At 70.6% G+C, this 13,135-nt stretch carries 11 protein-coding genes and 1 pseudogene; 10 read left to right on the forward strand and 2 right to left on the reverse strand.

The features are described 5' to 3' along the window. Positions 1 to 830: pseudogene (locus tag BLW84_RS49140) on the forward strand (DNA polymerase III subunit gamma/tau); the annotation flags it as partial. A 340-nt stretch (positions 831 to 1,170) separates the two neighbouring features. On the opposite strand, the gene BLW84_RS19495 reads toward BLW84_RS49140, so the two are convergent. Then, positions 1,171 to 2,976 (reverse strand): alpha/beta fold hydrolase, encoded by a 1,806-nt coding sequence (locus tag BLW84_RS19495; protein WP_093267275.1) that lies wholly within the window; start codon positions 2,974 to 2,976, stop codon positions 1,171 to 1,173. 158 nt (positions 2,977 to 3,134) lie between these two features. Between BLW84_RS19495 and BLW84_RS19500 the strand changes: the two genes are divergently transcribed. The 8 genes from BLW84_RS19500 (at position 3,135) to BLW84_RS19535 (ending at position 11,025) form a co-directional block, all read left to right on the forward strand. Then, on the forward strand, positions 3,135 to 3,458 hold the full coding sequence (locus BLW84_RS19500) for a YbaB/EbfC family nucleoid-associated protein (protein WP_218157374.1): 324 nt from the start codon (positions 3,135 to 3,137) through the stop codon (positions 3,456 to 3,458). Between the two features lie 89 nt (positions 3,459 to 3,547). Continuing rightward, positions 3,548 to 4,144, forward strand: coding sequence for a recombination mediator RecR (gene recR, locus BLW84_RS19505; RefSeq protein ID WP_093267278.1), 597 nt, complete (start codon positions 3,548 to 3,550; stop codon positions 4,142 to 4,144). A gap of 383 nt (positions 4,145 to 4,527) precedes the next feature. Beyond that, positions 4,528 to 6,222: an ABC transporter substrate-binding protein gene (locus BLW84_RS19510; RefSeq protein ID WP_093267280.1), complete on the forward strand. Its 1,695-nt coding sequence runs from the start codon at positions 4,528 to 4,530 to the stop codon at positions 6,220 to 6,222. Between the two features lie 100 nt (positions 6,223 to 6,322). Next, positions 6,323 to 7,333: an ABC transporter permease gene (locus BLW84_RS19515; protein ID WP_093267281.1), complete on the forward strand. Its 1,011-nt coding sequence runs from the start codon at positions 6,323 to 6,325 to the stop codon at positions 7,331 to 7,333. A gap of 4 nt (positions 7,334 to 7,337) precedes the next feature. Continuing rightward, positions 7,338 to 8,270 carry an ABC transporter permease gene (locus tag BLW84_RS19520; protein WP_093267283.1) on the forward strand — a complete coding sequence of 311 codons (933 nt, stop codon included), beginning with the start codon at positions 7,338 to 7,340 and terminating at the stop codon, positions 8,268 to 8,270. A gap of 244 nt (positions 8,271 to 8,514) precedes the next feature. Further along, positions 8,515 to 9,513 carry an ABC transporter ATP-binding protein gene (locus tag BLW84_RS19525; protein WP_093267284.1) on the forward strand — a complete coding sequence of 333 codons (999 nt, stop codon included), beginning with the start codon at positions 8,515 to 8,517 and terminating at the stop codon, positions 9,511 to 9,513. Between the two features lie 58 nt (positions 9,514 to 9,571). Beyond that, a complete protein-coding gene (locus tag BLW84_RS19530; protein WP_093267286.1) occupies positions 9,572 to 10,687 on the forward strand; it encodes an ABC transporter ATP-binding protein in 1,116 nt (371 codons plus the stop codon). A 158-nt stretch (positions 10,688 to 10,845) separates the two neighbouring features. Beyond that, a complete protein-coding gene (locus tag BLW84_RS19535) occupies positions 10,846 to 11,025 on the forward strand; it encodes a hypothetical protein (protein ID WP_093267287.1) in 180 nt (59 codons plus the stop codon). A gap of 167 nt (positions 11,026 to 11,192) precedes the next feature. On the opposite strand, the gene BLW84_RS19540 is transcribed toward BLW84_RS19535, so the two are convergent. After that, positions 11,193 to 12,125 carry an EamA family transporter gene (locus BLW84_RS19540; RefSeq protein WP_218157375.1) on the reverse strand — a complete coding sequence of 311 codons (933 nt, stop codon included), beginning with the start codon at positions 12,123 to 12,125 and terminating at the stop codon, positions 11,193 to 11,195. 71 nt (positions 12,126 to 12,196) lie between these two features. On the opposite strand from BLW84_RS19540, the gene BLW84_RS19545 reads away from it, so the two are divergent. Then, positions 12,197 to 13,096 (forward strand): LysR family transcriptional regulator, encoded by a 900-nt coding sequence (locus BLW84_RS19545; RefSeq protein ID WP_093267290.1) that lies wholly within the window; start codon positions 12,197 to 12,199, stop codon positions 13,094 to 13,096. Positions 13,097 to 13,135 lie beyond the last annotated feature (39 nt).

Here is a 13,135-nt window from a genome sequence, read left to right on the forward strand (position 1 = left end):
CGCCACCAGCGGCGGAGCCGCGTCCGGCTGCCGCGCCAGCGGCTGCGGAGCCGCGCCCGGCCGTCGCGCCAGCGGCTGCGGAGCCGCGTCCGGCTGCTGCGCCGGCGGCGGAGGCCGCCGCGCCGGCGCAGGCCGGGTTCGACGCGGCGAAGGTGCGGCAGGTGTGGGCCAAGGTGCTCCAGGCGGTCGCGACGCGGAACCGCCCGACGCAGGCGCTGCTGCTCAACGCCACGGTGCAGGACCTCAGCGGCGACAACACGGTGGTGCTGTCGATGCCCACTTCCGGGCTGGTCAAGCAGCTCGCCCAGCAGCGGCGGCTGGACTTCGTCCGGGACTCGCTGCGCGAGGTCGTCGGCGGCGAGTGGGAGATCCAGTGCGTCGAGGCCGGTGCCGCGCCGCCACCTGCGGCTCGTCCCGCCGCGCCCAAGCAACCCGTGCAACGGCGGTCGACCCAGCAGAGCGAGCCCGCCCCGGCGAACGGCCAGTCGGCGAATCCCCAGGCCGGCCCGGCGACCAACGGCCGGAGCCCAGCTCGCCCGCAGGCGGGTGCGCCCGCGCGCCAGGGCTCGGTGCCGCGTCCGCCGGAACCGGACGACATCCCGCCGCCGCCCGAACCGCCGGACGACGAGCCCCCGCCGCCGGACGACGTCCCGCCGCCTCCGGAGCCGGCCAAGCCGCCGAAGCCGGTCTCCGACGACGAGGAAGACCCGGAGGCGATGCTCGCCGAGTCCTCCCCGATGGATGCCAACGTCCAGGCGGGGCCGGACCGGGAAACGGCGGCGGTCGAGCTCTTCGAGCGGGAACTCGGCGCCCGCCGGATCGACGGCTGAGCTTTCGAAGCCCCCGGTTTCGCCCGGAACCGGGGGTTTCGCCGGCCGGGAGAAGGTTCCGAATCCAGGGCTCGTTTCAGCATTGCTCCGCCCGGCGGATCTCGAAGGACCTGACGCAGGTTGGCGTTTTCGCGCGAAAACGGCGCCTGACCCTCACACGGAGCGCCGTTTTCGCGCGAAAACGGCGCCCGGCGTCCCAGTCGGCCACGTTCCACGCGCGCCCGCGCACCGTTCTGAAACGACCCCTCGGGCGGGATCGGGAGTGCCGACCGCCCCGCTACCAACGCGGGGCCTCGCCACCGGCGAAGACGAACGCGGCGCAACCGCCGTTCCGGGTCGGTCAGGCTTGTTTCGCCAGGTGGCGGGCCAGGAACGCGAGGGCTCTCGGGTAGGCGTCGAGGCGGTTGGTGCGCTTGGCCAGGCCGTGGCCTTCGTCGTCGTACACCCGCAGCTCGCACTCCAGGCCGTTCGCCCGGACCGCAGTCGCGATCTGCCGGGCCTCCGACAGCGGCACCCTCGGGTCGTTCGCGCCGTGCAGCACGAACAGCGGCGCCGAGATGGACGCGACCTTGGTCAGCGGTGACGCCGAGTGCAGGAATTCCGCGTCGGCCGCGAGCGAGCCGTACTCGCGCTCGCGGTGCGCTCGCCGGTATGCGGCGGTGTTCTCCAGGAACGTGACCAGCGACGAGATCCCAACGATGTCGACCCCGGCCGCCCACCGCTCCGGCTGGAATGCCAGCCCGGCGAGCACCATGTAGCCGCCGTACGAGCCGCCCCACAGCGCCGCGCGCCCGGCGTCCAGCCCGATCGACGGCAGCCAGTCGTGCAGGTCGCCGAGGTCGGCCACCGATTCCAGCCGGTTGCGGCCGTCGTCGGCCGAGTACCAGCGCTTCCCGTAGCCGGTGGAACCGCGGACGTTCGGCACCAGCACGGTGTGCCCCTGCGCGACTAGGGCCTGGGCGATCGGGCTGAACGTCCGCACCGCCTGGCTCTCCGGGCCGCCGTGGACGATCAGCACCGCCGACCCGGCCAGTCGCGGATCGGCCTCGCGCGGGGCGAAGACGAAGCACGGCACCTGTTCGCCGTCGCGGGCCGGCACCCGGTGCGAACTCGGTTCGACCAGGCCGTCGAGCTGCGCCGCGGAACCGGTCAGCGACTCGCATTCGCCGGTCGCGGCGATCACCAGCAGCGCGTCGCCGGGGACCGCCGGGGCGCTGAACGACAGCGCGACCAACCGCGAATCCGGCGACCAGGTCGGGGCCGGCAGCGGGTACGAGCACCAGCCGTCGGCGGGTAATCGGATCGTCCGCAGGAGGTCGCCGGTGGCGGCGTCGTGCAGCGCCAGCCTGCTCGCGCCGTCGTCGTTCGCCTGCGCCAGCAGCGTCGAACCGTCCGGCGAGAGCCAGCCGGTGAGGTCGTGCTCGTCGGAGGTCACCAGCCAGTGCCGGGCGCCGGTGCGCGGGTCGATGCGCGCGATGCCGGCGCGGTCCCGGTCGGCGTCGGTGGTGACGGCCAGCCCGTCTGGCAGCCAGCCGATCTGGCCGTGCCTCGCCGGCTCGTCGCGCCCGGTCAGCGCCAGCACTTCGCGGGTCGCGGTGTCGACCAGGAGCAGCTGGTCGGACATCGCGCGGTCGGCGGGCACGGTCAGCGCCAGGTGGCGGCCGTCCGGCGAGGCCGTCGCCTCCAGGACCATGCCGCCCTGGTCGTAGGCGATCTCTTCCGCACCGGTCTCGACGTGGCGGATCACCACGTCGAAGTCCACGCCGTTGCGGCGATTGGTCGCGTAGACGATCCGGCCGGGCAGGACGTCGAGCAGCCGGTTCACGTGCGCCGGGTCGCGGACCAGCGGCTGCAGGTCGGGCAGCCGCGCCGGGCGGGCTCGCGGTTCGTCCAGGCGCAGCAGGGAAAGCTGGCCGCGCTCGTTGCCGTCGGTGTCGTGCTGGACGACCACGGCGCGTTCGCCGGGTAGGTAGCGGCCGGTGACCGCGCCCGGCAGGGCGGTCAGCGGGGTGCTCTCGCCGTCGGCGAGCTCGACGAGCTGGGTGGAACCGGATTCGTCGGAGCCCGCCAGGACCCGGCCGGTGGCGGCCACGTCGAAGGCCCGCCAGCTGGTCAGTTCGAGCAACCGCACGATGTCCGCCGCCATGCGATCACCCTGTCACGCTTCGCCCGCGCCGCCCAGGGGCGCGGACCGCCAGGCCGACCGGGCCGCGCATTCTCTAGGCTGGTGGCGTAGCCCGAATCGGGGTACGTGCACGCGCCAGCCGGAGGAGGATCACGGTGCAGCCAGGTGGGCAGCCAGACATGCAGCAGATCATGGAACAGGCGCAGAAGATGCAGCAGCAGCTGATGACTGCGCAGCAGGAGCTCGCCGCCGCGGAGGTCACCGGGAGCGCCGGTGGCGGCCTGGTCACGGCGACCGTCAGCGGTGCGGGCGAGCTGAAGGGGCTGTCGATCGACCCGAAGGCGGCCGACCCGGAGGACACCGAGACGCTGGCCGACCTGGTGGTCGCCGCGGTGCGCGACGCCAACCGGGCCGCGCAGGAGCTGCAGGCCGAGAAGATGGGCCCGCTCACCGGTGCGCTCGGCGGCGGTGGCTTCGGCGGTCTCAGCCTGCCGGGCATGTGATCGCGGTTTCGATCGGAACTGCGCACCGTCGTCGGCGGGGAGTGCAGTTTCAATTGAAACTGCGCCGAACCCCTGGAAACGAGCGATAAGTGTACGAAGGTCCCGTTCAGGATTTGATCGATGAGCTCGGCAGGCTGCCGGGCATCGGTCCGAAGAGCGCGCAGCGCATCGCCTTCCACCTGCTCGCGGCCGAGCCCGCGGACGTGACCCGGCTGCAGGAGGTCCTGCAGAAGGTCAAGGAAGGCGTGGTGTTCTGCGACGTCTGCGGCAACGTCTCGGAGGAGACGACCTGCCGCATCTGCCGGGACACCCGGCGAGACAAGACGCTGGTATGCGTCGTCGAGGAACCGAAGGACGTGCTGGCGATCGAGCGCACGCGCGAGTTCAAGGGGCGCTACCACGTGCTCGGCGGCGCGCTGGATCCGCTCTCCGGCGTGGGACCGGACCAGCTGCGGGTGCGCGAGCTGCTGGCCCGCATCGGGCAGGACGACATCGCCGAGGTGATCATCGCGACGGACCCGAACACCGAGGGCGAGGCGACCGCGACCTACCTGGTGCGGATGCTGCGCGACTTCCCCGGCCTCTCGGTCACGCGGCTGGCGTCCGGCCTGCCGATGGGCGGTGACCTGGAGTTCGCCGACGAGCTGACGCTCGGCCGGGCGCTATCCGGTCGCCGCGCGATGTAGCCGTCACGGGACGACGTTTTTTCGAGCTCGTGAGTGCTTCGAACCGCCTGAGCGGTTCGAGGCACTCACGAGTTTTTGCATCTGCTCGGTGCGGTGAACACCGGCCGCGAGCGGTACCGCCGGACGTGTCCGGTCGTCGCCAGAATCTGTCGTCGAAGCCAGAATTTTCCGCAGTTTTTACCGGTATTCCCGGGTTTATCGACGATTCTTCCCGGCCGTCTGAGCGGCTCAATACCCTCGCCCACCTGGGTGAATGCCCGATATATCGGGTTTTCCTTAGGCGCCCCTAAGTAGTGGGATCGTAACCTCAGGTACCCCAATGGACTCCTAATGCGAGTTAGTCTCACGGAACTCTGAGACCTGAGACACACCGAGGTGCTTCCATGAGTAGAGCTCCATCGCCGCGCCGCGGATCCGGCACGGGACGCCGTGTCGCCACCGCCGGCATCGCCATCGTCGCGGCGACCTCGCTGGCGGCCTGCGCGCAATCGCAGCGCGAGGCAGGCGGCGGCGGTGAAGGCGGCACGCTCACCTTCGGCGCGGCAGGCGCACCAGACCTGTTCGACCCCTTCTACGCCTCCGACGGCGAGACCTTCCGGGTCACCCGCCAGATCACCGAGGGCCTCGTCGGGTTCAAGCCGGGCTCGTCGGACGTCGAACCCGAGCTCGCCGACAGCTGGGAGCACAGCCCGGACGGCAAGACCTGGACCTTCAAGCTCCACCAGGGCGTGAAGTTCCACGACGGCACCGACTTCAACGGCGACGCGGTGTGCAAGAACTTCCAGCGCATGTTCAACCAGACCGGCGCCGGTCAGAACAACGCGCTGTCCTACTACTGGATCGAGAACTTCGGCGGGTTCGCCGACGGCAAGAGCCCGTCGCTGTACCAGTCGTGCGACGCACCGGACGCGACCACGGCCGTGGTCCACCTGACCCGCGCCAGCTCGAAGTTCCCGGACATCCTCGGGCTGCCGTCGTTCAGCATGCAGTCGCCGACCGCGATGGACCAGTACCAGGCCAACAACGTGCAGGCGCAGGGCGACAGCTTCGTGTACCCCGAGTACGCCAAGGCGCACCCCACCGGCACCGGCCCGTTCAAGTTCGCGTCCTACGACGAGAGCAACGGCACCATCAAGCTGGTCCGCAACGAGGAGTACTGGGGCGAGAAGGCCAAGCTCAACGAGCTGATCTTCCGCATCATCCCGGACGAGACGGCCCGCAAGCAGGAGCTGGAGTCGGGCGCCATCGACGGCTACGACTACCCCAACGCCGCCGACCTCAAGGCGCTGCGCGACGCAGGCAACAACGTCCAGGTCCGCGACCCGTTCAACATCATGTACCTGGGCATCACCCAGAAGAACAACCCGGCGCTGCAGAACCTGAAGGTGCGGCAGGCGCTGGCGTACGCGGTGGACCGGGAGACGCTGGTCAAGGCCAACATGCCGGAAGGCGCCACGGTGGCCACCCAGTTCTACCCGAAGACGGTGGACGGCTACGCCGACGACGTCCAGCAGTACCCGCACGACCCCGCGCGGGCCAAGCAGCTGCTCGCCGAGGCCGGCGTCCCGAACCTCGCGATCAACTTCTACTGGCCCACCGAGGTCACCCGGCCCTACATGCCGGACCCGCAGGGCATCTACAACGCCCTCGCCGAGGACCTGCGCGAGGCGGGCTTCACCATCAACCCGGTGAGCAAGCCGTGGAACGGCGGCTACATCGACGACGTGGACAACGCCAAGGCCGACATCTTCCTGCTCGGCTGGACCGGCGACTACAACACGCCGGACAACTTCATCGGCACCTTCTTCGGCACGCCGACCAACCGCTTCTACACGGCCGGTGCGCCGTGGGGCGAGGAGCTGGCGACGCAGCTGAAGGCCGCCGACAGCGAGCCGGACGAGGCCAAGCGGAACCAGATGTACCAGGACATCAACCGGAAGCTGATGTCCGAGTACCTGCCCGCCGTGCCGCTGTCGCACTCGCCGCCGGCGATCGTGACCAGCCCTCGGGTGCACGGCCTGCAGACCTCGCCGCTGACCGCCGAGGAGTTCGCGTCGGTGAGCGTCTCGGAGAAGTGAGTTGACGATTTCGCGCGAAACCGGCGCGGCTCCCGAACGGGAACCGTCGGTTTCGCGCGAAATCGCGCGCTCGCTGCCGGACTGACCAAACGGGGGTTTCGTGCTCCGCTTCACCATCCGGCGACTCGCGCAGCTGGCGCTGGTCGTCGTCGTGCTGTCCATGCTTCTGTTCGCCTGGCTGCGGATGCTGCCCGGCGGGCCGGTGTCGGCGTTGCTGGGGGACCGCGCCACGCCCGAGGCGCGCGTCAAGCTGGAGGCCGATCTCGGCCTGGACCAGCCCATCTTCGTGCAGTACTGGCGCTTTCTGGGCCGCGCCGTCACCGGCGACTTCGGCACGTCGACCGGCGTGCAGCGCGGTTCGCCGGCGCTGGAAGTGTTCCTGACCCGCTTCCCGGCCACGCTGGAGCTGTCGATCCTGGCGTTGCTGCTGGCGGTCGCGGTCGGCATCCCGCTGGGCTACCTGGCGGCCCGCAAGCGCGGCAGCTGGCTGGACAACGTGAGCATCACCTGGTCGCTGATCGGTGTTGCCGTGCCGGTGTTCTTCCTGGCGTTCCTGCTGAAGTTCGTGTTCGCCATCCAGCTCGGCGCGCTGCCCGCCTCCGGCCGCCAGGACGTCGGGCTGAACGGGACGCGGGTGACCGGCTTCTACATCCTCGACGGGCTGCTGACCCGCGAGTTCGACGCCGCGTGGAACTCGTTCGTGCACCTGATCCTGCCGGCCATCGCGCTGTCCACCATCCCGTTCGCGGTGATCTTCCGGATAACCCGGGCCGCCGTGCTGGACGTGATGGACGAGGACTACGTGCGCACCGCGCGGGCGAAGGGCCTGGCGGGCATGGTGATCCGGCGCCGCCACATCCTGCACAACGCGATGCTGCCGGTGGTGACCACGATCGGCCTGCAGACCGGCGCGCTGCTGGCCGGGGCGGTGCTGACCGAGCGGGTGTTCAACATCGCCGGGATCGGCCAGGCGGTGGCGATCGGCTTCCAGCGCAAGGACTTCCCGGTGCTGCAAGTGGTGATCCTGGCGTCCGCGATGGTGTACGTGCTGGTGAACCTGATAGTCGACCTCTCATATGCGTTGATCGACCCACGACTGCGGACACGGTGAGGTCATGGTGCTGAAAACGCAGCGCAAGGAACGGATCGACGCGCTGGCGGAGACGGCGTCGGACGCCGGGGTGAGCCTGGCCGCGTCGGCGTGGCGGCGGTTGCGGCGCAACCCGGTGTTCGTGGTCGGCGCGGTGATCATCACCGCGTTCGTGCTGTTGGCGCTGCTCGCGCCGCTGCTGGCCCCGCACGATCCGGCGCAACGCCTGCTGGAGCAGCAGGTTTCCCGCGCGGACAACACTATTCCGCCGCCGCAGGAGGGTTTCCCGCTGGGCGGCGACCAGTACGGCCGCGACCTGTTCTCCCGGCTGCTGCTGGGCTCCCAGCAGACGCTGCTGGTCGCCGTGCTGGCCACCGTGATCGGTCTCGGCGGCGGCCTGGTGCTCGGCCTGCTGGCCGGCGCGTTCGGCGGCTGGGTCGACTCGTTGGTCATGCGCGTCGCGGACGTGATGCTGTCGGTGCCGTCGCTGCTGCTGGCGGTGTCGATCGGCGCGTTGTTCGCGCAGCAGACGCAGTTCACCGTGATCCTGGCGGTGGCGATCGTGCAGGTGCCGATCTTCGGCCGGTTGCTGAGAGGCACGATGCTGGCGCAACGGGCGAGCGATCACGTGCTCGCGGCGCGGGCGCTCGGGGTGAAGGAGAGCGCGATCGTGTTCCGGCACATGCTGCCGAACGCGCTCGGCCCGGTCATCGTGCAGGCCACCCTGGTGCTCGCGGTGGCGATCATCGACGCGGCGGCGCTGTCCTTCCTGGGCCTGGGCGCGGCCGACGACTCGGTGCCGGAATGGGGCCAGATGCTCGGCGGCGCGCAGAACATCATCGATTCGCATCCGCAGCTGGCGTTCTGGCCGGCGGGCTGCATCATCCTGGTCGCGCTCGGGTTCACGCTGGTCGGCGAGTCCCTGCGGGACGCGCTCGACCCGAAGCGCCGGCGCTAAGGAGTGTTTCGAAAGTGGTTTGCGTAGCGGTGCGGGTGGCGGCCCCCCTGCGGGAGTTACGGTCGCCGCCTCGCTGTGGGATCCCCGACTTATGTATGCCCAATACGCGGCATCGGGGACTGGCCTCGCCGGGAGCCCTTCGGGCGGGCACAGTCTGAGAACCCGCGGCGGTGCAAGGTGAGTCCCGCACCGCAAGCGGCTACCGCCGCTTATGAAACAGACCCTAGAGGAGGTGGGGGAACGAATGGCACTGCTGGAAGTCCGCGACCTCTCGGTGGTGTTCGCCCGCAAGGGCGAGCCGCCGATGACCGCCGTGGACGGCATCTCCTTCGACGTCGAGCCGGGTCGCACGATCGGCCTGGTCGGCGAGTCCGGTTGCGGCAAGTCGGTCACCTCACTGGCGATCATGGGCCTGCTGCCGACCACCGGTGCCGAGGTGTCCGGGGCGATCAACTTCGACGGCACCGACCTGCTGCAGCTGTCCCGGCGCGAGCTGGATCAGCGCCGCGGCAGCGACCTGAGCATGGTGTTCCAGGACCCGCTGACCTCGCTGAACCCGGTGGTGCCGATCGGCCTGCAGGTGTCCGAGGTCATCGAGCGGCACCGCGGGCTGCCCCGCAAGGAGGCGATGCCGGAGGCCGAGGACCTGCTCCGGCGGGTGGGCATCCCGGACCCGCGGCGGCGGCTCAAGGAGTACCCGCACCAGCTCTCCGGCGGCATGCGGCAGCGCGCGCTGATCGCGATGGCGCTGGCCTGCAAGCCGCGGCTGCTCATCGCCGACGAGCCGACCACCGCGCTGGACGTGACGATCCAGGCGCAGATCCTGAGCCTGCTGGCGGAGCTGGTCGCCGAGACCGACACCGCGCTGATCATGATCACGCACGACCTCGGCGTGGTGGCGGGGCTCTGCGACGAGGTGAACGTGCTCTACGCGGGCCGGGTGGTGGAGCGGGCCGCGCGGCACGAGCTGTTCGCCCGGCCGCGGCACCCGTACACGGCGGGCCTGCTGGCGTCGATCCCGCGGCTGGATTCGCCGCGCGGCCAGCGTTTGTCGCCGATCAAGGGCTCGATCAGCGACAACATCCCGTGGGACGCGGGGTGCGCGTTCTGCCCGCGCTGCCCGAACGCGCAGGACGTGTGCGAGCAGCAGACGCCGGACGTGAGCATCGACGTCGGGGCGCGGCTGCTGCGCTGCCACAACCCGGTCCGCGAGGCGACGTCGAGCCCGGTGGAGGCGTCATGAGCGGGAGTTCTTTCGCAGGGCGCCGCGCAAGCCGATCGCACGAAATCGTGGAGTTGTCATGACGGAAACGCCGGAGAGCGGGGCGGCCTCGGCGGCCGGGGACGTGCTGATCGACATCGACCAGGTCAAGGTGCACTTCCCGATCAAGCGCGGCGTGGTGCTGGACCGCACGGTCGGCTACGTGTACGCCGTGGACGGCGTGTCGCTGACCATCCGGCGCGGCGAAACCTACGGCCTGGTCGGGGAATCCGGCTGCGGCAAGTCGACGCTGGGGCGCGCGGTGCTGCGGCTGGAGAAGCCCACCGGCGGCAAGGTGGTGTTCGACGGCGTCGACCTGTCCGGCATGAAGGGCGAGCCGCTGCGCCGGATGCGCCGCCGGATGCAGATGGTCTTCCAGGACCCGCTGTCCTCCCTGGACCCGCGGCAGTCGGTGCAGTCGCTGCTGGTCGAGGGCATGCGGGCGCACGGGATGGACAGCGGCCGGGAGGGCACGGACAAGCGGCTGCGCGAGCTGCTGTCGGCCGTGGGCCTGCCGTCGACGTCGCTGCGCAAGTACCCGCACGAGTTCTCCGGCGGCCAGCGGCAGCGCATCGGCATCGCCCGGGCGCTGTCGGTGGGGCCCGACCTGGTGGTTGCCGACGAGCCGGTGTCCGCGCTGGACGTCTCGGTGCAGGCGCAGGTGCTGAACCTGCTGGAGGACCTGCAGACCGAGTTCGGGCTGACGTACCTGGTGATCGCGCACGACCTGGCGGTGGTGCGGCACATCGCCGACCGGGTCGGGGTGATGTACCTGGGCGGCATCGTGGAGGAGTCCACATCGGACGATCTCTACGAGGAGCCGCTGCACCCGTACTCGAAGGCGCTGCTCTCGGCGGTGCCGGTGCCGGACCCGACGGTGGAGGACGAGCGGGAGCAGATCCTGCTCTCCGGCGACCTGCCCTCGCCGGCCGCGCCGCCGACCGGCTGCCGGTTCCACACCCGGTGTCCGTGGCGGCAGGCGACCCGGTGCGACACGGAGCGGCCGGAACTGCGCGAGCTCAAGCCGGGTCACCGGGTGGCGTGCCACTACGCGGAGGAGATCCGCGACGGCAGGCTGAAGCCACACGAGGTCGAGGCGGAGGCGGTGAACCCGGCGGACTTCGGCGACCTGGACATCACCTCGACCCCGGCCTGACCGCGGTCCAGTCGTGAGTGGCAATGACTGCTGGAGCTGCTGGAGCCACTCACGACGTTTGAAACCGGCGCGCTGATTTCGCGCGTTGTCCACCGCGCCCGGCGCGCGAGGCTCTAGGTTCACAAGATCGTCGGCGACCGGTGGAACGGAGGTAGTGGGTGAGGTACAGCAGCGCGCCGCGGTGCTCCGCGTGCGAGCACCGGGCGATCCTGGAGCGGGCGACCGCGGAGCGCCTGGTGGCGGAGTCGGGCGAGATCCTGGTGACCTACGACTGCCCGGAGGGCAACGGGGTACACCTCTGCAACCCGGACTTCGAAAAGGGCGAAGCCGTCCGCTGACGCCGGAACCCACCCGATTCCAGACGGAATCGGGAGCCACCGTGCCGGACCAGGCTGGGCTGGTGGGTCGCCCAATTTTAGGCAAAATTGGGAGCGTCTCTACGTCGGACCTGGCCGGGTGGGCTTGGGGAGGCTCCCAATTTTAGGCAAAATTGGGAGCCCTTGACTTACGGGCGCTGGACCGCGGACTCGGGCAGGACCAAGGGTGGCGCTTCGGGGGCCGGTGGTTTCCGGCGGGTCAGCTTGATGCTGCCCAGCAGCACTCCGCCCACCACCACGGCTCCCGCCGCGAGCTCGATCGGGTGCGGCCGCTCGCCCAGGACCAGCCACGCCGTCGTGAAGCCGACCACCGGCACCAGCAGCGAGAACGGCGCGACCATGCTGGCCGGGTAGCGCCCCATCAGCGTCGTCCACAGGCCCGATCCGATGATCGTCGCCAGCAGCGACGTGTACGCCAGCCCGGCGAGGGCGTACCAGCCGGTCGGCGAGTCGAACGCCGTCGCCAGCGCGTCCCAGCCCGCCGTCGGCCCCTCGACCACCGCCGACAGCGCGAACATCGGCAGCGGCGGCACGATGGCGATCCACAGCGTCAGGTGCAGCGGGTTCGGCGCGTTCGCCTTCCGGCCGCACAGGTTGCCCAGCGCCCACGAGAACGCGCCGCAGAGCGTGATCAGCAGCGGCAGCAGGGTGGCGCTCTGGGCGCGGTGCCAGCCGATCGCCACCATGCCGAGCACCGCGATGAGGATGCCGACGATCTGCACCGGCGTGATCCGCTCCCGCAGCAGCAGCGCGCCGAGCACCACGGTGAACGGCGCGGACGCCTGCTGCACCAGCGAGGCCAGCCCGGTCGGCATCCCGATGTTCATCGCCGTGAACAGGAACGCGAACTGCAGGGCGCCGAAGAACAGCCCGTACCCGATCAGCCATCGCCACGGCACTCGCGGGCGCGGCACGAACAGCAGCACCGGCAGCAGCACGGCGAAGCGGAGTCCGGCGAAGAAGAACGGTGGGAACTGGCCGAGCCCGTAGTCGAGTGCGATGAAGTTGACGCCCCAGAATACGACGACCACCACGGCCAGCAAGCGGTCTCGCGAGTTCACCATGCCAGCCTGCGGCCAGGCTCTGTGAAGAACAAGCAATACTATTTACAGCTAATGTGTACCATTCCTTCATGGATGTCCGCAGGCTGAGACTCCTGCGCGAACTCGCTGATCGCGGGACGGTCACCGCCGTCGCGAAGGCCCTGTCCTACACCCCGTCGGCGGTGTCGCAGCAGATCCGGGCGTTGCAGGCGCAGGTCGGCGTGCCGCTGACGGAACCGGCCGGTCGCGGGCTGCGCCTCACCGACGCCGGGCGGGCGCTGGCGGCTCGCGCCGACGAGGTGCTGGCCGCGCTGGACCGCGCCGAGGCCGAGCTGGACAGCTACCGGTCGACGCCGCGCGGCGTGGTGCGGCTCGCGATCTTCCCGTCCGGCGCGTTGCTGCTGCTGCCGGGCCTGCTCCGGCGGATGGCGGCGCATCCCAAGGTGCGGTTGGAGTGCCGCGACGTCGACATGACGCCGCCGGAGGTGCCGGCCCTGACCGCCGACTTCGACCTGGTGGTGGCGCACCGGGACGACCAGGCGCCGCCGTTCGAGGGCGCGCGCGTGGAGATCACCCCGCTGCTGCGGGAGCCCCTGGACGTCGCGCTGCCGCTGGGCCACGCGCTCGCGGACCGGGCGCGCATCGAGCCGGCGGAGCTGGTCGGCGAGCCGTGGCTGAGCGTGGACGTCGGCTTCCCGGTCGACGACGTGCTGCGCTCGCTGGCGGTCCGCACGGGCGTCCGGCCGGTGGTGGTGCAGAGGATCAACGACTTCCAGGTCACCAAGGCCCTGGTCGCCGACGGCCACGGCGTCGCGCTGCTGCCGAGGTACACAGTGGACTCTCCCCGGCTGGTCATGCGCCCGCTGGCCGGGGTCCGCGCGGGCCGGAACATCGAGGTGGTGTCCCGGAAGGGGGCGACGGAGCGCCCGGCGGTCCGCGTCGTGCTCGACACGCTCCTCGCCGAGGCGGCCACGGTCACCGGCGCCTAGCGCCCGGCAGCGCTGTTTTCGCGCGAAAGCGGCGTCTGG

It is taken from the genome of Saccharopolyspora shandongensis (assembly GCF_900106995.1).
In the GTDB taxonomy this organism is placed as follows: domain Bacteria; phylum Actinomycetota; class Actinomycetes; order Mycobacteriales; family Pseudonocardiaceae; genus Saccharopolyspora; species Saccharopolyspora shandongensis.

Excerpts from the sequence above, each read along its gene's own strand:
- BLW84_RS19530 (WP_093267286.1), top strand. The coding sequence starts at position 9,572 with ATGACGGAAACGCCGGAGAGCGGGGCGGCCTCGGCGGCCGGGGACGTG.
- BLW84_RS19500 (WP_218157374.1), top strand. The coding sequence starts at position 3,135 with ATGCAGCAGATCATGGAACAGGCGCAGAAGATGCAGCAGCAGCTGATG.
- BLW84_RS19520 (WP_093267283.1), top strand. The coding sequence starts at position 7,338 with ATGGTGCTGAAAACGCAGCGCAAGGAACGGATCGACGCGCTGGCGGAG.
- BLW84_RS19545 (WP_093267290.1), top strand. The coding sequence starts at position 12,197 with ATGGATGTCCGCAGGCTGAGACTCCTGCGCGAACTCGCTGATCGCGGG.
- BLW84_RS19495 (WP_093267275.1), bottom strand. The coding sequence starts at position 2,976 with ATGGCGGCGGACATCGTGCGGTTGCTCGAACTGACCAGCTGGCGGGCC.
- BLW84_RS19510 (WP_093267280.1), top strand. The coding sequence starts at position 4,528 with ATGAGTAGAGCTCCATCGCCGCGCCGCGGATCCGGCACGGGACGCCGT.
- BLW84_RS19525 (WP_093267284.1), top strand. The coding sequence starts at position 8,515 with ATGGCACTGCTGGAAGTCCGCGACCTCTCGGTGGTGTTCGCCCGCAAG.